General features: G+C 67.2%; 19 protein-coding genes and 1 pseudogene. 6 read left to right on the forward strand and 14 right to left on the reverse strand.

Translation table 11 applies throughout. From position 1 onward, the window contains the following. Nucleotides 1–26 precede the first annotated feature (26 nt). The gene (locus tag IE173_RS09115; RefSeq protein ID WP_191283162.1) at nucleotides 27–254 is read right to left on the reverse strand and encodes a PspC domain-containing protein; all 228 of its coding nucleotides are present in this window, start codon (nucleotides 252–254) and stop codon (nucleotides 27–29) included. An 87-nt stretch (nucleotides 255–341) separates the two neighbouring features. Here IE173_RS09115 and IE173_RS09120 point away from each other — a divergent pair, with 87 nt between their 5' ends. Next, nucleotides 342–836 carry an FBP domain-containing protein gene (locus IE173_RS09120; protein ID WP_191283163.1) on the forward strand — a complete coding sequence of 165 codons (495 nt, stop codon included), beginning with the start codon at nucleotides 342–344 and terminating at the stop codon, nucleotides 834–836. 15 nt (nucleotides 837–851) lie between these two features. Here IE173_RS09120 and IE173_RS09125 read toward each other — a convergent pair whose 3' ends face one another. The 4 genes and pseudogenes from IE173_RS09125 to IE173_RS09140 all read right to left on the reverse strand — a co-directional run bounded on the left by IE173_RS09125 (nucleotide 852) and on the right by IE173_RS09140 (nucleotide 2,721). Continuing rightward, on the reverse strand, nucleotides 852–1,163 hold the full coding sequence (locus tag IE173_RS09125; protein WP_191283164.1) for a hypothetical protein: 312 nt from the start codon (nucleotides 1,161–1,163) through the stop codon (nucleotides 852–854). 77 nt (nucleotides 1,164–1,240) lie between these two features. After that, nucleotides 1,241–1,687: pseudogene (locus IE173_RS09130) on the reverse strand (SRPBCC family protein); the annotation flags it as partial. A gap of 19 nt (nucleotides 1,688–1,706) precedes the next feature. Beyond that, nucleotides 1,707–1,880: a hypothetical protein gene (locus tag IE173_RS09135; RefSeq protein WP_191283165.1), complete on the reverse strand. Its 174-nt coding sequence runs from the start codon at nucleotides 1,878–1,880 to the stop codon at nucleotides 1,707–1,709. Nucleotides 1,881–1,923: 43 nt separating this feature from the next. After that, a complete protein-coding gene (locus IE173_RS09140) occupies nucleotides 1,924–2,721 on the reverse strand; it encodes an NAD(P)H-hydrate dehydratase (protein ID WP_191283166.1) in 798 nt (265 codons plus the stop codon). Between the two features lie 31 nt (nucleotides 2,722–2,752). Here IE173_RS09140 and IE173_RS09145 point away from each other — a divergent pair, with 31 nt between their 5' ends. The 3 genes from IE173_RS09145 to IE173_RS09155 all read left to right on the forward strand — a co-directional run bounded on the left by IE173_RS09145 (nucleotide 2,753) and on the right by IE173_RS09155 (nucleotide 5,927). Beyond that, on the forward strand, nucleotides 2,753–3,388 hold the full coding sequence (locus IE173_RS09145; protein ID WP_229842007.1) for an HAD family hydrolase: 636 nt from the start codon (nucleotides 2,753–2,755) through the stop codon (nucleotides 3,386–3,388). Then, complete coding sequence (locus IE173_RS09150; RefSeq protein ID WP_191283167.1) at nucleotides 3,385–4,464, forward strand: NADH:flavin oxidoreductase/NADH oxidase; 1,080 nt, start codon at nucleotides 3,385–3,387, stop codon at nucleotides 4,462–4,464. The genes IE173_RS09145 and IE173_RS09150 overlap by 4 nt, the downstream gene beginning before the upstream one ends. 161 nt (nucleotides 4,465–4,625) lie before the next feature. After that, complete coding sequence (locus IE173_RS09155; protein WP_191283168.1) at nucleotides 4,626–5,927, forward strand: Glu/Leu/Phe/Val family dehydrogenase; 1,302 nt, start codon at nucleotides 4,626–4,628, stop codon at nucleotides 5,925–5,927. 193 nt (nucleotides 5,928–6,120) lie between these two features. Here the strand turns inward: IE173_RS09155 and IE173_RS09160 are convergent, their stop codons facing one another. The 4 genes from IE173_RS09160 to IE173_RS09175 form a co-directional block, all read right to left on the reverse strand. Next, complete coding sequence (locus IE173_RS09160) at nucleotides 6,121–7,578, reverse strand: APC family permease (RefSeq protein ID WP_191283169.1); 1,458 nt, start codon at nucleotides 7,576–7,578, stop codon at nucleotides 6,121–6,123. A 219-nt stretch (nucleotides 7,579–7,797) separates the two neighbouring features. Beyond that, nucleotides 7,798–9,627 carry a sigma-54-dependent Fis family transcriptional regulator gene (locus IE173_RS09165; RefSeq protein ID WP_191283170.1) on the reverse strand — a complete coding sequence of 610 codons (1,830 nt, stop codon included), beginning with the start codon at nucleotides 9,625–9,627 and terminating at the stop codon, nucleotides 7,798–7,800. 23 nt (nucleotides 9,628–9,650) lie between these two features. Beyond that, nucleotides 9,651–11,291: an aldehyde dehydrogenase family protein gene (locus tag IE173_RS09170; protein WP_308433094.1), complete on the reverse strand. Its 1,641-nt coding sequence runs from the start codon at nucleotides 11,289–11,291 to the stop codon at nucleotides 9,651–9,653. Next, nucleotides 11,269–12,015 (reverse strand): SDR family NAD(P)-dependent oxidoreductase, encoded by a 747-nt coding sequence (locus IE173_RS09175; protein ID WP_191283172.1) that lies wholly within the window; start codon nucleotides 12,013–12,015, stop codon nucleotides 11,269–11,271. Before IE173_RS09175 ends, IE173_RS09170 begins: the two co-directional genes overlap by 23 nt. 125 nt (nucleotides 12,016–12,140) lie before the next feature. Here IE173_RS09175 and IE173_RS09180 point away from each other — a divergent pair, with 125 nt between their 5' ends. Together IE173_RS09180 and IE173_RS09185 are read left to right on the forward strand one after the other, a co-directional pair. Continuing rightward, nucleotides 12,141–12,890 carry an SDR family NAD(P)-dependent oxidoreductase gene (locus IE173_RS09180; RefSeq protein ID WP_191283391.1) on the forward strand — a complete coding sequence of 250 codons (750 nt, stop codon included), beginning with the start codon at nucleotides 12,141–12,143 and terminating at the stop codon, nucleotides 12,888–12,890. Between the two features lie 154 nt (nucleotides 12,891–13,044). Then, a complete protein-coding gene (locus IE173_RS09185; RefSeq protein WP_191283173.1) occupies nucleotides 13,045–14,850 on the forward strand; it encodes a flavin-containing monooxygenase in 1,806 nt (601 codons plus the stop codon). 2 nt (nucleotides 14,851–14,852) lie between these two features. On the opposite strand, the gene IE173_RS09190 is transcribed toward IE173_RS09185, so the two are convergent. The 5 genes from IE173_RS09190 to IE173_RS09210 form a co-directional block, all read right to left on the reverse strand. Next, entirely contained in the window at nucleotides 14,853–17,729 is a 2,877-nt protein-coding gene (locus tag IE173_RS09190; protein WP_191283174.1) for an FAD-binding and (Fe-S)-binding domain-containing protein, read from the reverse strand. Between the two features lie 97 nt (nucleotides 17,730–17,826). Continuing rightward, entirely contained in the window at nucleotides 17,827–18,747 is a 921-nt protein-coding gene (locus IE173_RS09195; RefSeq protein ID WP_229842037.1) for a sugar ABC transporter substrate-binding protein, read from the reverse strand. Between the two features lie 118 nt (nucleotides 18,748–18,865). Further along, nucleotides 18,866–19,864, reverse strand: coding sequence for an ABC transporter permease (locus tag IE173_RS09200; RefSeq protein WP_229842009.1), 999 nt, complete (start codon nucleotides 19,862–19,864; stop codon nucleotides 18,866–18,868). Continuing rightward, nucleotides 19,861–20,745, reverse strand: a complete 885-nt coding sequence (locus tag IE173_RS09205; protein ID WP_191283176.1) for an ATP-binding cassette domain-containing protein — start codon at nucleotides 20,743–20,745, stop codon at nucleotides 19,861–19,863. The genes IE173_RS09200 and IE173_RS09205 overlap by 4 nt, the downstream gene beginning before the upstream one ends. Before the next feature lie 179 nt (nucleotides 20,746–20,924). Then, the gene (locus tag IE173_RS09210) at nucleotides 20,925–21,884 is read right to left on the reverse strand and encodes a D-2-hydroxyacid dehydrogenase (protein ID WP_229842010.1); all 960 of its coding nucleotides are present in this window, start codon (nucleotides 21,882–21,884) and stop codon (nucleotides 20,925–20,927) included. Between the last annotated feature and the right edge of the window lie 38 nt (nucleotides 21,885–21,922).

The raw sequence follows: 21,922 nt of genomic DNA on the forward strand, positions 1-21,922 counted from the left end.
AACGGCTCCTGAGGCAAAGCTGAGGATCAGCCCGAATGCGCGGCGCTCGTCGGCGCCGGGACCGCTGCGGTGGCGGGCTCCGCGGGGATGACGATCCAGGCGATCACGTAGAAGATCAGCTGCGGTCCCGGCAGGAAGAGCGAGACGACGGCGAGAACGCGCACGAGGGTGACGTCCCAGCCGAAGCGATCGGCGAGAGCGGCGCAGACGCCACCGATGATGCGCCCGGTGCGGGGCCTTCTGAGTTCACTCATGACCTCATCCTGCGCCGCCCGGCGCGGCCGGTCCAGGGGGCTACCCCCCAGATCGCGACCGAAGGGCGCGAGCTAGGCTGATCGGCGATGAAGCCGATGAGCGAGCCGGAGATCCGCGCGTCGATGGTGAACGCGGTGCCCGGTGAGGCCGAGCGGATGCCGCTCCCCGGCCTGCATGAGGTCGTCTGGGCGCAGCGGGAGTACCTCGGGTGGCGTGACCCCGGCTCCCCCCTTCGCGGCTACCTGGTCTATTGGCGCGGCGATGAGGCGATCGGCATCGCGCTGCGGGCGTCCGAGGTGCGGCTTCGTGCGGGGTCAGCGATCTGCTCGCTCTGCAATACCCCGCAGCCGGCCGGTCAGGTGACGATGTTCAGCGCCGCGCGCGCGGGCGACGCCGGCCGGGCGGGCAACTCGGTGGGCACCTACATCTGCGCCGACCTGGCCTGCTCGCTGCTCATCCGCATCGAGCCCCCGTCGAACGCCTGGATGCCCGAGGCTCCCACCCGTCTCTCCGAGCGCATCGCGGGACTCGAGAGCCGCTTGCGTTCGTTCGGCGGTCGCGTGCTGGAGTCGGCCGCCTGAACCGACCCCGGCAGGTCAGTCGGACGAGTGCTCGCGGCGGGCCCGCAAGACGTCGACCGCCGCCGCAAGGGTGTGACGCTGCGCGACCTCGACGGCTGCCGCCGGCCGGTGCCCGGCGAGCACGACGAAGACGGGCGCGACGTGTTCGACGAAGCCGACCAGGTCTCCCGCGACGGTGACTTCGATGAGACCGTCGGGACGCAGACGCATCGCCACCCGGGTAGCGAGATCGAGGTCGGAGGCCAGGTCGGAGAGCCAATCGGGATGCTCCCACTCGACCCGCACGGCCGCGAGCTGATCCGTCGTGCTCTGACCGATCTCGACCACTCGCGCCCCTCCCGTGGCGCCAGGCTAGCCCTCCGGCGACGTCTGCCGGGTGGGAGTTGGCCGTGAATCCGGGCCGCTCACGCGCGAGGGGTCGTCGATGCCGCGATCGCGGGAAGCACCCGACGCATGTACGGCGCCCAGGCCAGCCTGAGGATCGCGGCGACGACGAGCCCCCAGCCCGGCTTCGCGGTGAAGGTATACGTCCACGCGATCGAGCTCCCCTCCCGCTCGGGGTCGACGCGCCACTCCGAGCGGCCGCTCGCGACGAGGTGACCGAAGAAGCCGGTGAACGTCGACAGGTCGTAGGCGAACCGTGGCGGGTCGACGACCGTGAGGGTCTCCTTCACGGTGCCGCCGTCGGAGAGCACGAGTGCGCGGGTCTGGCCGACGGCATCCCAGGCGCCGGTCTGGTCACGCACCTCGACGACGCCGGGAAGCACGCCCGACCTCGGGTAGAACCGGGCCGGATCGTGTGCGAGGAGACGCGGGAAGACGGCCTGCGGCGACGCAGCGACGAACGCCGTCGCGGATGCGGAAGGCGTTCTAGTCCAGACGCTCGAGCAGGTGGAACGGAATCATCAGCGACAGCGAGACCGCGACGATTCCGCCGAAGAACCCGATCGTGTGCAGGTCTTCGCTGAAGGTGAAGGCGTAGCCGAACAGCGCGAGACCGCCGAGGAACAGCGCGAGCGAGACCAGGAACGCGAAGACCTTCATGCGCTCATGGTAGCGGTGAGCCCGCGCGAATCACGCGCACCGGTCAGGCGACGAGATCGCGCACGACCCCGGGCAGCGCGGCGCAGAGGTCGAGCACCGTGAACGGCCCGCCGCCCGACGCGCGCTGTGCGGCCTCTCCGTGGATCCAGGCGGCCGCGGCGGCCGGCGGCGCGAGATCGGTGGCGTCGGCGTGCGTCGCGAGGAGGGCACCGAGGATGCCGGCGAGCGCGTCGCCCGCGCCCGCCGTCGCCAGCCACGGGGTCGCGTTGCGCACCCGGCGCAGCTCTCCTCCCGGCGACGCGATGAGCGTCTCGGCGCCTTTCAGGAGAACCGTGCCGCCGGTCGTCTCGGCCGCACGTCGGGCGGCGGCCTCGCGGTCGGCGAGCACCTCCTCGCGGGCGACGCCCAGCAGACGGGCGAGCTCGCCGGCGTGCGGGGTCAGGACGCGGGGGCCGGTGGCTCGTTGCCAGACGTCGAGCGCTCCGGCGTCGAGAACGACGGGAACGCCCTGGCCGAGCGCGGTCTCGATCTGGAGACGGGTCAGCTCGTCTCGTTCCGCCGGGTCCTGACCGGAGCCGAGAACCCAGGCCTGCACCCGGCCGTCGGTGGTGACCGTCTCGGGGCGGCTCTGCAGCACGAGCCGGGTCGCCCGCCCCGGACCGAGGTAGCGCACCATCCCCACCCCGGTGCGCAGCGCGGCCTCGACGCCGAGCACCGCCGCCCCGGGATAGCGGGCCGAACCCGTGGCGAACCCGACGACGCCGCGGGTGTACTTGTCGTCGTCGTCGCCCGGTACCGCGATCCAGGCCGCGGCCTCATCCCGCCCGAAGATTTCGCCCATGTGCTCACGATAGGTTGGCGCGGTGTCGCGCGTGGAGACAACTCTGAGCATTCCTGGCCGCGTCGTGGTCTTCGACTACGGCGAGGTGCTGTCGATGTCGCAGTCCGAGCACGACAAACAGGGAATCCTCGGCGCGGCCGGCGCGGAGGCGGCGACCTTCTGGCCCGCCTACTGGCGACACCGCGACGACCTCGACCAGGGAACGGTGTCGATTCCCGAGTACTGGGCTCGGGTCGGAGCCGACCTCGGCCTGCAGTTCGGCCCGGCCGACGTGCAGCGGCTGTGGGCGGTCGACTTCCGCAGCTGGATCAGCGTCGAACCCGGCTCGATCGACATCCTCGCCGACCTGTCGGCGGGCGGCACCCGCATGGCGCTGCTGTCGAACGCGGGATTCGACTTCGGCGACCCGTTCCGCCGGGCGCCGTTCGCCCGCTACTTCGAGCAGGTCTTCGTCAGCGCCGAACTCGGCATGATCAAGCCCGATCCCGAGATCTATCGTCACGTCGCCCGGGAGCTCGGGATCGACCTCTCGGCGATGGTGTTCGTCGACAACAAGGCGGTCAACGTCGAGGGGGCGCAGAGCCTCGGGGTCACGGGACACGTCTTCACGGGCGTGCCCGGGCTGCGGGCCTTCCTCACCGCACTTGCGGAAGAGGCCGCGGCGTGACGACGCTCTTCGACCCGATCGACCTTCGCGGGCTGCGCGCGCGCAACCGCATCTGGGTGTCGCCGATGTGCCAGTACTCGGTCGACGCGGGCGACGGGGTGCCCACCGAGTGGCACCTGGTGCATCTCGGCTCGTTCGCGCGTGGCGGTGCGGGGCTCGTCTTCGCCGAGGCGAGCGGGGTCACGCCCGAGGGCCGCATCTCGCCGCACGACACCGGAATCTGGAGCGACGCCCAGGTCGCCGCCTGGCGTCGCATCACCGCATTCGCGCACACCCAGGGCGCGCTCATCGGCCTCCAGCTCGCGCATGCGGGGCGGAAGGCGTCGGTCTATCCCGAGTGGGGAGCCGACGGACACAAGGGCACCCTGCCGGAGGCCGAGGGCGGCTGGCAGACCGTGTCGGCATCCGCTCTCGCGTTCGGCGATTACGCCGCGCCGCGCGCGCTCACCGTCGATGAGATCCGGGATGTCGTCGACGCGTTCGTCGGCGGCGCCCGGCGAGCGCTCGACGCGGGCTTCGATCTCGTCGAGATCCACGCGGCGCACGGCTACCTCATCCACCAGTTCCTCTCGCCGTTGTCGAACCTGCGCGACGACGCATATGGCGGATCCCTCGAGAACCGGGCCCGGCTGCTGCTCGAGATCGTCGCCGGCATCCGCGCCGAGGTCGGCGACGACGTGCCGGTGTTCGTACGGTTCTCCGCCACCGACTACGTCGAGGGCGGCTGGGACGAGCGGCAGACCGCGACCGTGGCCGGGTGGGCCCGGGATGCCGGCGCCGACCTGTTCGACATCTCCAGCGGCGGGCTCGTGACGGGGGTGCACATCCCCTCCGGCCCGGGTTACCAGGTGCCGCTCGCGGAGAGCGTCGCGGCGGGGGCGCACGTTCGGGTATCGGCCGTGGGGCGCATCACCGAGCCGCGGCAGGCCGCCGAGATCGTCTCCTCGGGGCAGGCGGATGCCGTCATGCTCGGGCGCGAGATGCTCCGCGACCCGCACTTCGCTCTTCGGGCGGCGACGGAGCTGGGGTTCGAGGTCGACTACTGGCCGCCGCAGTACCTTCGCGCCCGGCCCTAGCCGAACAGGCCTGGGCGCGAGGTCGCACGACCCCTGGTGTCCGCTTCTGACACAGATCGAGTCGACCAGATCTCATTACAGTCGGACAACAGCCGTGCGAACGACCAAAGCTGGTCTTGGCGGAGTGACCGTGTCGAGAAAGGGATAGGGCGCCGCGATACATGACGATCCCCACCGAAACGCGCGCCCCTTCGGGAGCACTCACCCTCGAATCCAGAGCTGGCGACGGCCCACTCGCCGCAGCCCGCGAACAGCTGGCGGGCGCCGCCGCCTTTCTCGGATTGGATGACGGGCTGCACACGATGCTCGCTTACCCGCGCCGCGAACTGACAGTCAGCATTCCCCTGCGTCGTGACGACGGGTCGACCGCGTGCTACATCGGCCACCGCGTTCAGCACAATCTCTCGAGGGGCCCAGGAAAGGGCGGGGTCCGCTTCAGTCCGGCGGTCGACCTCGACGAGGTGCGTGCGTTGGCGATGTGGATGACGTGGAAGTGCGCACTCGTCGACCTGCCTTACGGAGGCGCCAAAGGCGGCGTGACCATCGACCCGCGACAGCACTCACCCATGGAGATGGAGCGCGTCACTCGCCGATACACGAGCGAACTCGCTGACTTCATCGGTCCCGAGCGTGACATCCCGGCCCCCGATATCGGTACCAACGAACAGACCATGGCGTGGATGATGGATACCGTCTCGGTCGGTCGCGGCTACACCGTGCCCGGCGCGGTGACCGGCAAGCCGCTGCTCATCGGCGGCTCGCTCGGGCGCTCCGACGCCACGTCGCTCGGCGTTGCTCAAGTCGCGATTGCGGCGCTGACCACTCTAGGTCGTGACGGCTTGGCTGCTTCGGCCGCGATTCAGGGTTATGGAAAGGTCGGGCGGGGCGCCGCAAGGTTCCTCCGCGACGCCGGGGTGCGAGTTATTGCCGTGAGCGACCAATACGCCGGGGTATTCGATGAGACAGGCTTGGACCTCGACGCGCTCGACGAGCACGTCACGCGGACCGGTACGGTCGTCGGCTTCGGCGGTGCGGGAGCGATCGACAACGCGGACCTGCTCACCCTGGATGTGGACCTCTTGTTGCCGTGTGCGGTCGAAAGCGTCATTACGCACGACAACGCCCACCTGGTCCAGGCGCGCGCTGTCGTCGAAGGTGCGAACGGGCCGACGACTCCGGTCGCCGACAAGATCCTCGCGGAACGCGGGATCCTCGTCGTCCCCGACATCCTCGCCAACGCCGGAGGTGTGATCGTCAGCTACTTCGAGTGGGTGCAGGCGAACCAGGCGTACTGGTGGACAGAATCCGATGTCCACGCGCGGCTCCGCGAGCGGATGACTATCGCGTGGGATCTCGTCAACGACGAGGCGTCACGAACCACCCGAACGCTCCGGGATGCCGCGACGACTCTCGCCGTCCGCCGCGTCGCCGAAGCGCACCGCGTGAGAGGCCTCTACCCCTGAGGCGATCCGGCCGCGAGGCAAGCCGGCCCTCCGTACTCAGCGCCGGCGTTCATCGGCGTGCCCGACCGAACTGATGAACGACTCGCAGCGCGACACCCGTCGTCCGATAGTCGCTCTCTACGATCGGTGACGACGAAGTGGAGGGCCGACGCGTGACGCGCCGGCCCTCCACTCTCATGTCGCTGCGAACGACCTACTCGACCGCGCGACCGATGCGCTCGTACGTCGCGGGCTTCGAGCTCCGAAGCACGATCGCCATGATGACGCCGACGACGATCACCGCGTACGGGATCAACAGCAGGACGGTGAGCAGAAGCGAGTCGCCCACCACGAGGAGTCCCATGTTGAACGTTGCCGTCATCAACGCGAACCCGATTCCGAGAAGCGCGATCGCGGGTGCGACGAGAGTACGCCACGCCGACACGCTGCTCGGGTTGCGACGGAAGTACACGATCACCGCGATCGCCGTCAGGCACAGCAGGAGCAGCATCCCGTAGAAGGCGACCCCGGCGGCGGCGGCGTAGAGCGAGTTCTCGTCGCCACCGGAGATCACGAGCACCGCGAGCACGATGAGAAGCAGGCCACTCACCGTGAGCGTGGCGCGATACGGCGAACCGTGCCGCGCGTGCACGGCTGCGATGAACTTCGGGAAGATCCCGTCGACGGCGAGCGAGTGGGTGTACCGAGACAGGATGTTCTGCAGCGAGAGCCCCGACGCGAAGAAGCTGGTGACGAGGAGGATGGCGATGATCTGGTTGGCGAACATTCCGAAGTAGGCCAGCAGAGCGTCGGGCATCATCGCCGTCGGGTTCTCCGTCGCCACCGCGACGGCGTTCGACGCACCCGCCGAGAGGATCAGCGCATATGCGGAGATCGCATAGAAGACACCGAGGAAGATGACGGCGAGGTAGGTCGCGCGGGGGATCGTCTTCGCGGGGTCGCGCACCTCGTCGCGATAGATCGCGGTGGCCTCGAAGCCGTTGAAGACGCCGATGCTGAACAGCAGCAGCACACCGAGGGTCGGGGTGATGAGGTTCGCCGGGTTCCACGGCTCGAAGGACTGACCCTGAGGTCCGCCGTTCGCGATGACGACGACATCGAAGATCAGAACCGCGACAACCTCGACGGCGAGAATGACGGAGAGCACGCGGGCGGAGAGTTCGACGTTGAAGTACCCGAGCGCTCCGAACGCGATCAGCAGGACCAGGCTCCACAACCACCACGGCGTCGCCACGAGCGAGAAGGCCTGAAGAAGGTTGTTGACGGCGATGCCCGCGACGACCATCAACGACGTCACGTTGAATCCGTAGGTCAGCAGGGCGAGGAACGATCCGCCCAGCCCCATCGGTCGACCCAGTCCCTCGCGGATATAGGTGTAGAACGCGCCGGGACGGGGTACCGCCTTCGTCATCGCGGTGAAGCCCAGGGCGAACAGCCCCACGAGAACCGCGACGCCGACAAAGGCGATCGGCACCCCGATGCCGAACGAGATGTTCACCGAGATGAAGCCGAAGACGACGCCGAGGGGTGCCGTGAAGGCCAGCACCGTGAATAGGAGGCCGATCGTGCCCATCCGGCCTCGCAGCTTGTATGGGGAGGCGTCGGCTGTGCTCTGGTCGGCGCTCTCGGGGGCGGTGCGAACTTCGTTCATATTGATTCTCCTCGTTGAGTGAAATCAGCGGTGACGGTCAGGGGTCGGACACCCGTGCTCCGTACTGGCGGCCGAAACGCATCTCGTCGCGGCTGCCCGTCCGAGATCGGGGGGCAATCCCCGAGTATTGACTGCACGAACGCCGACAACTGTGTCAACTTGACGCAACTCGGCGAGGGTCGAGCGCTACGTGCACAGGGTGTTGGAGAGAGGATTGCTCTAGCCGAGTTCGAGGTCGAAACCCCGCCCCTCGTACATCTCGATCTTGCGGTAAAGGGTGGACCTTCCCAGCCCGAGCAGACTCGCTGCCTGAACTCGGTTACCCCCGGCCTCCGCCAGTACCGTGCGGATCTGCTGTAGTTCGGCCTCCTCGAGGCGCGTCAACCGGGCGGTGCTCAGCGCGCGCAGATGAACGGCGGACAGGTCGGACATGCGGATCTCGCTCCCTGTCTCGACATGCGAGAGCGATGTGATCAGGTCGCGAAGCTGGCTGATGTTCCCGGGCCAGTCGGCCAGAACCAGCGCGTCGCGGAGTTTGGGCGAGAGTCGCGCATCCGGGCGCACATGCTCCCTCATGAGGTCGCCTGCGAGCGCGAGGATGTCATCCCGGCGTTCCCTCAGCGGTGGCAGAGTCACCTCGATGCCGCGCAGCGCGGAGATGATCGGGAGGACGTCTTCGGTGACCGCACTGGTCGTCACCACCAGCTGCGGCTGATCGAGGAGGCTCAGCAGGTCCGCGATCTCCTCCTTTTCCGCGGCGGTGGCGCGATCGACACGGTGGAGAACGGCCGCGGCGCCCCGAGCGAGCACGGAATCCACCTCGGCAGCCGACCGTGCGCTTCCGCTTGAGCGCAGGTAGTCGAACTTGACCACTTCGTCGGCGAGCTGCCCCGCGATGGCTTCCGCGAGCCGAAGCTTTCCGGTGCCCTGCTCGCCGACGACGTACGCGGGCAGGCGTCGGCTCGCGGCGGCCGCCGCCGCGTCGAGGGCCCGACGGAACCGCGTGCTCGTCCCGACGAATGAGTCGAATGTCCTCGGGGGCGAGGACGGAGACCGCCCCGCGGTGTGCGCCCCCGGGGCCGTCGGCACGAACACCCGCATCACCGCGGCGCCGTTCACTCCGAGGTCGCGATAGTCCATCGGCCTGACCTGCAGCGAGACCTCCCGACCGCCGCTCACCGTCAGCCGGCGCTGAGTCGCATTGTCGCCCGGCTGGCTGTTCCGGGCGAGCGCGGCGAGGACGGCGAAGTCGCTCTGGTCGAGCATGCTGAGCGCACTCCGGCTGGCGATCGTTGTGCGATCGTCCATCGCGATCACCGCATCGGCGCCGCGCTTGCGCACTTCTCTCATGTACTCCGACATGAGAGCCTGTTCGCGCGCGGCGAGGCGCTCAGCGAGCCGCCGGGTGATCTCGGCAGCCGCGCCGTGGACCAGCAGCAGTAGCGAGCGCGGATTCGTCGTACTCGCGACATCCTCGGGAAGCATGAGACCCAGAACTCCGCGAATCGACCGGCGAATCGGGTCGCGCACGGGAACCGACGTGCAGTAACTGCTCTGAAGGGCGTCGTTGAAATGCTCGGCGCCCCACACCTGGACAGCCTCGCCCTCCTCGATCACCGTTCCGTCGGAATTGGTTCCGATCAGGTCCTCGCCCATTCGCGCTCCGACGATCGGGAAAAGTCGCTCCGCACGCCGCACCTCCAGCGGTTCGCCCCGGAATACGGCGAGTGTGCCATCCGAGTCGGTGAGAACGACCGAGCCGCCCGTATCGATGCAGAGCCCCTCGAGTTCGGTCAGAACCGGCTCGGCGGCGAGCAAAAGCTGCTCATCAACGTGAGGGTCGGATGCCTCGAGAAACGCCCCGGACGTCGTCACGTTGCAGGCGAGACTACGCTGCCAGGATCGGGCGATCACCGGTCGGAGCGAACTGAGATCAGTCGTCGTCGGGTCGGCGAGGAACTGGTCGCGTAGCTGGTGGATGTCGGCATTGGGGATCGCCCCGACGGCCGAAGGTGGCTGGCCGTGGTGGGACGTGGCGGGAGCGAACATCCAGTCCTCCGCACGTGAGAGGTTCAAGAGACGAGCAGGTCTTCGAGCTCGCGAGGAATCTTACGCGCTTGCTGGCGCGTGAACAGCTGGAAGTACCATTTGCCGAGCGTGTGCTTGCCGGTGCTTCCGCTGCCTTTCCACCCCCCGAACGTCTGGGGTCCCGGCCACCAGCCGGTCGTGGCGTGACCGGGCACGTTGACGTTGACGCAACCCGCCTCGACTCTGTCGAGGAAAGCGCGTGCCTCGTCTCGGTCGCCCGTGTAGATCCCCGCCGTGAGTCCCATATCGGTCGCGTTGGCGACCGTGAGCGCCGAGTCGAGGTCTGCGACCTCGCTCACCGTGAGGAAGGGAACGAAGTGCTCGATGGTCGCGAGATCGTGAGACGACGGCACTCCCGAGACCACGACGGACGGCACGAAATAGCCATCACCCTTCGTAAGGCTCTCCGCGACCCGGAAGCCCTCCGCACGCGCCGACTCGACGAGGGAGGCGTGGTGCGCCGCCGCGGCCCGCGTCACCACCGGCCCGGCGAATACGCCGTCATCGACGGGATCGCCCATGACGAGCACCCGCACGCGCTCTTCGAGCAGCTCCACGAGCCGGTCGCGAACTCCGGGGGTCACCAGCACTCTCGACAGCGCGCTGCACTTCTGGCCGCCGAGGTCGAACGCCGAAAAGATGATGCCGTCGGCAGCTTGCTCCAGATCCGCGGAGTCGGTGACGATGACGGGGTTCTTGCCCCCCATCTCCGCGATGACGGGACGCGGGTACGGTCCCTCCTGGAACGAGCGCAGAATCGCACGTCCAACGGCCACCGAGCCCGTGAAACTGACGCCGTCGATGCCCGAGGCGACGAGAGCCCGCCCCGGATCGTCAGCCCCGTGGATGACGGCGACGAGGCCGGCGGGGAGATCCATCCCCCCGCAGAGCTCGGCGACGGCGTGACCCGACCAGGGTCCGTGATGTGACGTCTTCACGACGACCCCGTTTCCCGCGAGCAGGGCAGCGATCGCCGGTCCCGCCGCCTGAACGATCGGGTAGTTGAAGGGCGTGATCACGCCGAACACCCCGTAGGGCTTGAGCACCGAGTCGCTCGCGACCCCCGACGGGTCTGCCGTTCGGTCATCTTCGAACGCGCCCGGCGCTGCTGCGTACGCGACGTACGAGCGGAGGATCTCGACAACCTCGGCGGCCTCGGCATGGGCGGCCGCGTAGGGCTTCCCGATCTCGAGAGCCACGCGCACAGCCCAGTCTTCGACGTGCGCTTCGGCGAACGGGATTGCCGAAGCGACGCGCTCGATGCGTTCGCGCAACGGCACCTGCCGCCACAGACGCTGAGCCTCACGGCTCTCCGCAACGGCCCGACCGACGAGCTCGGCGGGCGCTTCGTGGCATGCGCTCACGATGACATTCGGGTGGCTCGGATCCTCGCGCTGAAGAAGGGGTCCTTCGAAATACTCCAGCCCCCCGACGATATGCGGAACGGTGACATGCGAAAGTCCCCGCCGCTCCTCAACGGCTCGCGCGAATTGTGAGTTGGTGTCGGCGGTCATTGAGATGACACTCCTGATTCTTCGATGAGGAGAGCAGCCTACGAACCCCTCGCCGGCAGGACTGTCCCAAGCTGAGACAGACCAGGAGTCAGAGCGCCGTGAACCCACCATCGACGATGACAGCGCTCCCCGTCATCTTGCGTGACTCGTCCGAGACGAGGAAGACCGCGACCGCAGCGACCTCCTCCGGACTGATCAGCCCCAGCGGCTGATACTCACGCTGGGCTTCCTCGTTGGCGAGGAACTCCTCATCAAAGAAACCGGCCACCATCGGCGTGCGCACGCCACCAGGACACAGGCAGTTCGCCCGGATGTCGTCCTTCGCAAACTCGACGGCCACCGATCTGGTGATCATGAGTACTGCGCCCTTGGTCGCGCTGTATGCGGCGATGCCGGGTTCGGCGACCATCGAGTTCACCGACCCCCAATTCACGATCGATCCGCCACCGCTGCGCCGAAGGGCGGGGATCGCGGCCTGACAGCCGAAGAAGACACCCTTGAGATTGATGTCGATGATGCGGTCGAGCATCGGTTCCGTCGTGTCGAGGATGGGTGTCGCCCCCAAGTACCCCGCGCAGTTGAGCATCGCGTGGAGAGCCCCGAATCGGGTTTCGGCCTCCGCGACGGCCTGTTCGAGATCCGCGAGCCGGGTGACGTCGCAGCGCATCGTCACGATGTCCTCGTGTTCCGCCGACAGTCGCTCGAGACCCGCCTCGTCGACATCCACCCCCATCACGCGCGCCCCGTTACGGACGAGCGCGAGCGATGTGGCCCAGCCCTGGCCCGAGGCCGCCCCGGTGACGACGGCGACCTTGCCGTCAAGTCGTTCTCTCATTCGGTGATTCTCGCGTCGCGGTCTCGCGCGAACTGTCCGTTTCTGACACAGAAGTCCTCAGATGCGGCGGATAGTCTCCCCACCACGGCGACCGAGTGTCGCCACCGCGAAGGTCTGGAGGAGCAATGGGTCGGGTTCAAGACAAGGTCGCCGTCGTGACGGGTGCCGCCCGTGGACAAGGTGAGTCGCACGCACGCCTGTTCGCGCAGGAAGGCGCGCGCGTGCTTCTGACCGACGTCCTCGACGCGGCAGGCGAGGTGGTGGCGGCCGAACTCCGTGAAGCCGGTCACGACGCTCACTACATGCGCCTCGACGTCTCGTCTGAGGAGGGCTGGATCGCGGTCATCGACGAGGCCGAGCGACGTTGGGGGCGCGTCGACATCCTCGTCAACAACGCCGGCATCGTCGGCACCATGAAGTCCGTCGCGGACGAACCGCTCGACGGATGGCTCAAAATGACGGCGATCAATCAGCAGGGAGTCTTCCTCGGGCTCAAGCACGGCGCGCCGGCCATCGAGCGCAGCGGCGGCGGGGCGATCGTGAACACTTGCTCGATCAACGGAACGGTTGGCAATCCCGGCGCGTTCTCGTACCAGGCATCGAAAGGCGCGGTGAAGATGATGACACGTGCCGCTGCGATGGAGTATGCCTCTCGAGGAGTGCGGGTGAACTCGGTCTCCCCAGGTCTTGTGATGACTCCGATGGCGGCAGAAGAGGGCGAAGAGTCGAATCGCGAATTCAGCGAAGCGACTCCGATGAAGCGTCCGGCGCAGCCCATCGAGGTGAGCTACGGCGTCCTCTATCTGGCCAGCGACGAGGCGAGCTATGTCACGGGTGCTGACCTGATGATCGACGGTGGGTACACCGCCCAGTAGGCCCGTCGAGGAGTCCACCGGTTCTGTCGTCCCCTGGGCCGCGTGAGCGGTTCCTGTCCCATAGTGGGACGGTGCCACTCGCCGATCGGAGGGAACCTAGACCCGAGATCGCACACACAGCAGTCGGCGATCCGTAGATTCCGGAGGAGCCCTCATGACTGACGTAGTCGCCCACGCGCCCGCCAGCACCCCGTCCACCCACGCCGCGTCGGCCGAGACCATCGCCTGGTGGGTCGCAGAGCTCGGGACGGCGCTGGCGTCCCGCAACGCACCCGCGATCCGCGAGCTCTTCGGCGCGGCCGCGACCGTACGCGATCTCCTGGCACTGTCCTGGGACTTTCGCAACGCGGTAGGTCGCGATGAGATCGTCGCTTTACTCTCCGGTCCCGACGCGACCCCGCCCCTCACGATCGAGGTGCGTCCCGGATCAACACCGCTGCTCGCCGACGAAGATGGCCGCCTGACCGCCGCGGCGTTCTTGCGCTTCACCACAGCTACCGGCAGCGGCGACGGATATGTGAAAGTCGCGACGGACGACGACGGCCGCTGGCGCGCGGAGGCTTTCGTGCTCGCCCTGGCGTCGCTGGACAGCCACCCCGAGCAACTCGACGACAACCGGCCGACGGGTCGCGCTCACGGGCCGAAACTGAACCGTGTGGGGTGGCGCGAGGATCTCGATCCCGAGTTCACGAAACAGGACCCGACGGCGATCATCATCGGGGCCGGCCACAACGGCCTCATGCTCGCCGCCCGACTGCGGGCGCTCGGCATCCCGGCCTTGACGATCGAGCGCAACGAACGCGTGGGCGACAACTGGCGCAAGCGTTACAGCTCCCTCGCGCTCCACACGCCTCTCGCCTCGGACGGGCTGCCCTACATCCCCTATCCCCCGACCTGGACCCGATTCACTCCGAAAGACAAGCTCGCCGATTTCCTCGAGTGCTACGCGACCCTCCTCGACCTGCCGGTCTGGACCGGCTCGCGCGTCGAGAATGTCCGCTTCGATGACGACACGCAGCGCTGGACGCTCGACGTCGTCCGCGCCGACGGCTCGCGCCGCGCGATGGCAACCCCTCACCTCGTCTTCGCGACCGGCATGAACGGCGAGCCCTTCTTGCCCGACCTGCCAGGAATGAAGGACTACCGGGGAACGCTCATCCACGCCGTCGACTACCGCGGTCACGCGGAGTGGGCCGGCAAGAAGGCAATCGTCATCGGCTCGGGCGTGAGCGGTCACGACCTGGCACAGGATCTCGCGGAGCACGGCGTCGACGTGACCATGATCCAGCGCTCAGGCACGGTCGTCATGAACACCTCGACGTTCCACACGGTCATGCATGCCAATCACGTCAGCGGCCAGTACACCGCGGAAGACGCCGACCTCGTCAACTCGGCAGTTCCCTTCGGGTTACTGCCCTCGTATGGCGCCAAGCAGCTCGAACTCGCCCATGAACTCGACGGCGACCTCCTTCCCGCTCTCGAGAAGGCCGGATTCGAACTCAGCGAAGGGCCGGACGGCCAGGGCGTCCTCGGACTCATCTTCGGCCAGAACTCGACCGGCTACTACTACAACGCGGGAGCGTCGGAGCTCATCGCCGACGGCACGATCAAGCTACGTCACGGCAACGTCGTCGCGGCAACGCCGACGGGCATCGCGCTCGACGACGGAACCACCCTCGACGCCGATCTCGTCATCTTCGCGACCGGCTACCGGTCGCCGACGGTCGCCGTCGAGCGGCTGCTCGGCGAGAAGATCGCACGACAGCTCCAGGAGTTCGCGAACGTGAGCAGCGACCGCGAGTACGGGCGGCTGTGGCGTCGCTCGGGGATCGACCGCTTGTGGTTCATGATCTCGCTGGGGATCGGCGACGGCAGGTTCTACTCCCGGCTGCTCGCCTTGCAGATCGCCGCGATCGAGGCGGGCACGATGCCGCTCACGGAGTCGAAGGCCCTGGCCTAGCGTCAGCGCGGCGTCCGGCCAGGATCGAGGAGCGTCGCGAGGTGACTGCTGCCTCGCGACGCGTCGATCTGGCCGACCTGCATCGCGCAGCTGAAACCATCGGTCAGCACGGGCGCGCCCGGTCCTGACTCCAGGGCCGGGCGGATGGAGTGCTCCGCGACCTTCATCGACACGTCGAAGTGCTCCGCCTCGAAGCCGAAGTTGCCGGCGACCCCGCAGCACGACGACGACTCGACGACGTCGGCCACGCCCCACCCTTTCAGGGCGCGGCGTTGAGACTCCGACCCGAAGACGGCGTGTTCGTGGCAGTGGGTCTGCAGAATCGCCTGCTCCGGCGGGGTCGCGCTCGGCTTCCAGCCGCGCGCGAGAGCCTCATCGATCGCGACCGCGAACGATCGAACGCGCTTCGCGACCCGTTGCGCCGCATCCCCGCCGACGAGTTTCGGACCCTCATCGCGAATCGCCGCGGCGCAGCTGGGCTCGAGCACGACGATCGCGCGGTCGGTTCCGTCGTCGAAGCGATCGATGAGTCGACGGAGGCGCCGCCGGGCTCCCTCTCGTTGGCCTGTCGAGATCCAGGTCAGTCCGCAACACGCGTCCGGGGTGCAGCCGACGGTGCTTCCCGACTCGGTGAGCACTCTCGCCGCAGCAGGAATCACCTCGGGACGGAAGGCTCGCGTGAAACTGTCGGCGAAGATCAGGATGTCGGCCTCATCCGAAAAGCCGGCTTCCGAGATTCGGCGGCGAATCTTCCGCTCGGCGACGAATGCAGGCAAAGTACGCCGCGCGCTCACGCCGAGCCACTCTCCGACGCGACGAAGAGCCCGGTTCCGCGACGCGATGTTGGTCGGCCCGGCGATCTTGGTGAGCAACGGCAGCCATCGCGGCAACCACCCGATCGAGTAGTGCGTGAACGGTCGGAGGCGCCCGCGGTAGTGATCGTCGAGCAGTTCCGACTTGGCTTCGGCGATGTCGACTCCGGTCGGGCAATCGCTCGAACAGGCTTTGCACGACAGGCACAGATCGAGGGCGTCGCGCACCTCCGGATTCGACCAGCCCTCCCGGCTCCCCCCTGTCGACCGCACGAGTTCCTGCAGAACGCGAGCCCGACCGCGAGTGGAGTCCTTCTCGTCCTTCGTCGCGCGATAACTCGGGCACATGAAACCGCCCGACGTCGCCCGGCACCTGCCGACACCGATGCAGGCGTGCAAGTTGCCGACGAACGGGTCCGCCAGGGTCAGATGGGTGCGCGACTCGACGGGTGCCGGCAGCCCCTCGAGGGCGAGCGACGCGGTGAACGGCTCAGGGTCGACGATGATGCCCGGGTTGAGCACCCCGGTCGGATCCCACGCGTGCTTGAACGCCCGGAAGAGCGCGATCATTTCGCCCGAATACATCACGTCGAGCAACTCGCTTCGAGCACGGCCGTCGCCATGCTCCCCCGACAGTGAACCGCCGTGCGCGACGACGAGCGCCGCGGCCTCCCGGGTGAAGTCCTCATACACCTCGCGACCCGGCCCGCTACGCAAGTCGAAGTCGAGTCGCATGTGCACGCATCCGGCGCCGAAATGCCCGTACACGAACGCGGAGTAGCCGAACCGGTCGACGAGAGCCATGAGCTCTTCGAGATAGCCCGCCAGCCGCTCGGGGGCGACCGCCGAATCCTCCCAGCCCGGCCAGGTCTGAATCCCGTCGAGCCTCCGGGACGAGAGCCCCGCGCCGTCTTCGCGCACCCGCCACAGTTTGGCCCGTAGCGTCGGCTCTGTCACGATCGAATGATCGACAGCTCGGCCATCGTGCCGGAGCCGCTCGAGCAATTGTTCGCATTCGGCGCGCGCCGCGTCGATGGTGTCGGCCGAGAACTCGACCATCAGATACGCGTTCCCGCGCGGAAGCGCGTCGACGCTCGACGCACCTCGCCGATGACGCATGATCTCGACGATCGACAGGTCAAGACCTTCGATCGCCGAAGGGCCCGCGGCCAGAATGGTCATGACGTCGCGCGCCGACTCAACCGTGCTCTCGTAGCCGAGGCACAGCAGGGCCGTCGTTCGAGGTTTCGGCACGAGGGCGACGCGCGCCCGCACGATGATCGCGCACGTACCTTCGCTGCCGGCGAGAGCGCGCGCGACGTCGAAGCCCTGCTCGGGCAGCAGCTCACCGAGGTGATAGCCGGACACCTGACGCGGGATGGTGCGCAGCTCGGTGCGAAGCGGTGCGAGATGAGCTTGCACAAGCGACGTCAGTTCGGTGTTCAGTTCGTCGGCCCGCGCCATCGAACGCGGGTCGTCGTCGACCGCCCGCAACCCGTCTCGACCCGCGCGCAGGTAGGCGCCGTCAGCGGTGACAAGGTCGACCTCGACGACGTGATGCGTCATCCGGCCGTAGGCGACCGAGTGATTCCCGCACGCGTCGTTGCCAATCGACCCGCCGATCGTCGCCCGGGTGAGCGACGACGGGTCGGGGGCGAACGTGAACTCCCCCGCCGTGCTCTTCTCGACACGCGAACGCAGTTCTCCGAGTACGACTCCCGCCTCGACCCAGAGGGTCTGCGACTCGGGGTCGATCTCACCGACCGCCGTCATCCACCTCGAGAGATCGACGATGAGCCCCTCGCCGACGGCGTTGCCCGCCATCGAGGTACCGCCACCGCGCGTCGTGACCGGGACACCGGAGCCGTTGCAGCCCCGCAGAATGGCTCGCACGTCGTCGACGGTCTTCGGGAACGCAACCGCGGCGGGCCGCACCCGGTAGTTGGACGCGTCGTACGAGTACTCGGAACGCCGACGCGCCGAGTCGTCGACGTCGATCCCCTGCGCCCGCAGTTCCGAAACAAGGGTCGCGATCCCCGCGAGTTCGCCGACAGCGGTCAGCACCATGTGAAACGTCTCCCCGTACCGTCGGTGACTCGAAAGCGGGGCGGCTCTCCCTGAGGAGAACCGCCCCGCCCATGTTTCGAACTGTCAGACGCGCTGCTTACTGGAAGTCGGCAGCGTTGTCGATCGTGATGAGCGTGAACGGCAGCGTGTAGCGGTCGTCCGTCTCTTCGCCCTTGAGGAAGTTGGTGACGACCTCAACGGCTTTCGCGCCCTGGCCAGCGGAGTCCTGACGGACCGTCGCCGTCATGTCGCCTGCCAGGATGGCCTCGACAGCGGGCGGGGTGCCGTCGACACCCACGACGGCCAGGAACTCAGCCGTGCGTCCGGCCTCGGAGATTGCCGACGCGGCACCGATCGCCATTTCGTCGTTGTTCGCGACGACAGCGATGATCTGGCCCGCGCTGAAGCGCTGGAGGGTGTCCTCCATGTTGCGCTTGCCCTCGGCACGGTCACCCTTGGCCTGGAACTCGGCGACGATCTCGAAGTTGTCGTTGATCGTGTCGTTGAAGCCCGACAGGCGACGGTCGGTCCACGACGCGCCGTACGCGCCGGCTGCCATCACGATCGGCCCACCTTCCGGGAGCAGTTCGTTGAGGTACTCGGCCTGCATGACGCCCGCGAGCGTGTCGTCGACGCCGATGTAGGCCTCGTACGCGACATCCGCGCCCTCAGCGAACTCCGTCGAGAGGATGAACAGCGGGATGCCGGCCTCGATGACGCGGTTTGCCGCGGTCTGGCTCGCCTCGCCGTCGAGCGGCTGAAGGATGATGGCGTCGACGGCGCGGGTGATGAGGTCTTCCACGGAGTTGAGCTCGGTTCCGACGTCCTTCTTGGAGTCGGTCGGGACCAGCGTCACGCCCTGTGCCTCGGCCTCGGCCTCCATGGCGTCATACATGATCGCCAGGTCAGGGTCCTGCAGGTCCAGAATCACGACCCCGATCTCGAAAGACTCGTCGGTGCTACCTCCGTCGCCGGCCGGAGCACAAGCGGTGAGACCGAGAGCGCCAGCAGCCAGCATCACGGCCGCGGTGGTAATGCCACGTCGCATTCTCATAGTGGTTCCTTTCAGTGGTGATTGATGTGCAAGAGAGATATTCAGTTATCGGGTTGAAGCAAACTGCGGACAGGTAAGTCGACTAGTCGGTTCGCCACCGATTGAGCAGCACGGCGAGCACGAGGATCACGCCCTGAACGCCCAGCTGGAAGTACGACGAAACACCGAGGAGGTTCATGCCGTTCATCACGACGCCGAGCAGCAGCACGCCGATCACGGTGCCGCGGATGGTGCCGACGCCACCGAAGAGGCTCGTGCCGCCGATCACAACGGCTGCGATCACCTGGAGTTCGTAGCCCGTGCCTGCGACGGGTGCCGCGCCGTTGAGTCGAGCGGTGAGCACGAGCCCTCCGAGGGCCGCGAGAACGCCGCCGATCAGGTAGACACTCAGCAGCACCCGGCGCACCGAGATACCCACCTTCCGCGCCGACTCCTCGTTGCCACCCACTGCGTAGACGTGGGAGCCAAACTTCGTACGGCTCAGCACGAAGTCGCACACGATCGCGGCGAGGATAAAGATGATGACCGGGATCGGCACCGGACCGAGGAAGCCCGATCCGAGCCACTCGGCTGGTGCGCTGAGATTCGAGATCACTTGCCCCTGGGTGATGACGAGGGCCGCCGTTCGCGCGATCGCCATCGTGGCGAGAGTCGCGAGGAAGGGAAGGATCTTTCCCCACACCACGAGTGCGGCGCTCAGGAAACCGACCAGCAGGCCGACGCCGAGCCCGACGACGAGCGGGATCCAAAATGCACTGCCGCTGGACGGCGCGAGCATCGCGAAGATGACGCCCGCGAGCCCGACTACCGATCCGACGGACAGGTCGATCCCTGCGGTGATCATGATGAAGGTCATGCCGAGGGCGATGATGCCGATGATCGACGACTGCCGAACCACGTTGACGATGTTGTTGAGCGTCAAGAAGTTGGGGGCTGCGAGGGCGAGGAAGAGGACGATCAGGGCAAAGAAGATGAGGATGCCGTAGTTGCCGATGAAGTGCTTGATCTTGGCACCGCGCGACCCTTCCTTGAGGTTCGCCTTTCCCAGCAGAACCATGACGTTCTCGGTGTTGAGGCTCACGATCGGTCCTTCTTCTTCTCGTTGGCCGCTGCGGCCTCGGCGACGACGGGAATGGACGAGGTGCTACCGATCTTGCGTTTCTGCCCCGACTCGGTGCCCGCCGACTCGACATAGTCGTCGAGCGTGCCGTGGGAGATGAGGTGCGCGACCTGGGTCTCGGTGATCTCGTTGGTGCGGTAGCGTCCGACGACTTCGCCTTGACGCATGACCGCGAACCGGTCCGCGACCGCAAAGGCCTCGTCGAGTCGGTGCGTGATGATGATGACCGCGATGCCCAGATCTTTGAGACGCTGGGTCACTTCGATGAGTTTGTCGACCTTGGCCACCGAGAGGTTCGCGGTCGGCTCGTCCATAATGACGAGTCGCGCGTCGAACGCGAGCGCACGGCCGATCGCGACAGCTTGGCGCTGACCGCCGGAGAGTCGCTTGACCTTGAGGCGAGGCGGGATCGGAATGTCAAGCCGCGCGAGAACTCGCTCCGTCTCGGTCTCCATCCGCTTGCGGTCGACGATCTTGACGAGAGGGCCGAGGAAGTTCTTCTGCGGCTCTCGACCCAGGAAGATGTTCGACCGAACGTCGAGATTGTCCGCCAGCGCGAAATCCTGGTAGACCATCTCGATCCCGCGATCCCGCGACGCAGACGGAGTGGGGAACTCGGTGGTCACGCCATCGAGTTCGATCGTGCCTGCGTCCGGCTGGTAGACGCCCGTCAGCACCTTCATCAGCGTGGACTTGCCCGCAGCGTTGTCACCGAGAAGTGCAAACGTTTCCCCGGGCATGACATCGATCGTGACGCCGCGGAGTGCGACAACCGCGCCGAACGTCTTCTGGATGTCTTTGAGGGCCACCAGGGGTTGGGCTGTCGCCGATGGTTCAGTCATCTCATCCTCGTCATTGATCGAAGCCGTAGCACCGCCGGCGAGAAATCTCTGCTGGCGTCGCAGCGGCAAGACAGGAACACAGCCCGGTCGGTTCGCTAAACAAACTGTGACTCACGGCAATGCAAGCCACGTGTGCCAGATTGGAACACGACCGTGCGCTGGCCCCGAGGCGACCCCGCTCATGTGCCCGACGCGAACGCGGGCCCGATAACGCCCAGCTTCCGGATGTCCACGACGTCGCGCAACGGCTCGTTCGCCTTCCACCGACGCAGATTCTCAGCGAAGCAATCGACGACGCGGCCTCGCCAGCCGACGAGATCTCCCGACGCGTGTGGCGAGACGAGGATGCTGCTCCTGCTCCAGAACGGATGCTCCTCGGGCAGCGGCTCCTGCTCGAACACGTCGAGCGCAGCCCCTCGGAGATGACGAGAATCAATCGCGGCGAGGAGGTCGTGCTCCACGATAACGGCACCTCTCCCCACGTTGACGAGTCGCGATCCGGATCGCATCTTGCCCAGACGAGAAGCGTTGAACAGGCCCCGGGTCTCCTCGGTAAGCGGGAGCGTGAGGATGACGTCCTCGGACTCCCCGAGGAGTTCGTCGAGGTCGCCGATAGGGGCAATCGGCCCGAGCTCCGGATCGATGCGTGCTGAGCGCCCGACGATCTTCACCTCCATGCCCGCGGCTCGCAGCAGGAGCACCGTCTCCCTGCCGACCGGGCCGGGACCGACGACCAGGGCCTTTCGCCCGAGGATCGGCTCCGTCTCCCGATGAAGCCAGGTGCGCTCTTGCTGCAGCTCGATCGTGCGACGGAGGTCCTTGGCAAACATCAACAGGACTCCGAGCACCCATTCGGCGATCGGTCGCTCGCAAACACCTCGTGAGTTGCTGACGACGATGTCACTGTTCACGATCTCTGGCGTGAGTACAGGGTCGACGCCGATGCTTGAGGTGTGAATCCAGCGCAGCTGCCCGGGGCCCACCTCGCGCAACAGGTTGCTCCGGAAGTCGTTCAGGAACAGGACCTCCGTCCCCGGCAACGCGGCTCGGAATTCGTCTGCCGTACGTACCACCGTGAGTTCGGCATCCGGCTCGAGCCGGTCGAGAGGTGGCTCCGGTCGTCCCTGCTGGACGATCACGATCGCTCGCGGTCGTGACACCTGGCTTCCCTTCTCAA

The organism is Pseudolysinimonas yzui, assembly GCF_014653215.1.
In the GTDB taxonomy this organism is placed as follows: domain Bacteria; phylum Actinomycetota; class Actinomycetes; order Actinomycetales; family Microbacteriaceae; genus Pseudolysinimonas_A; species Pseudolysinimonas_A yzui.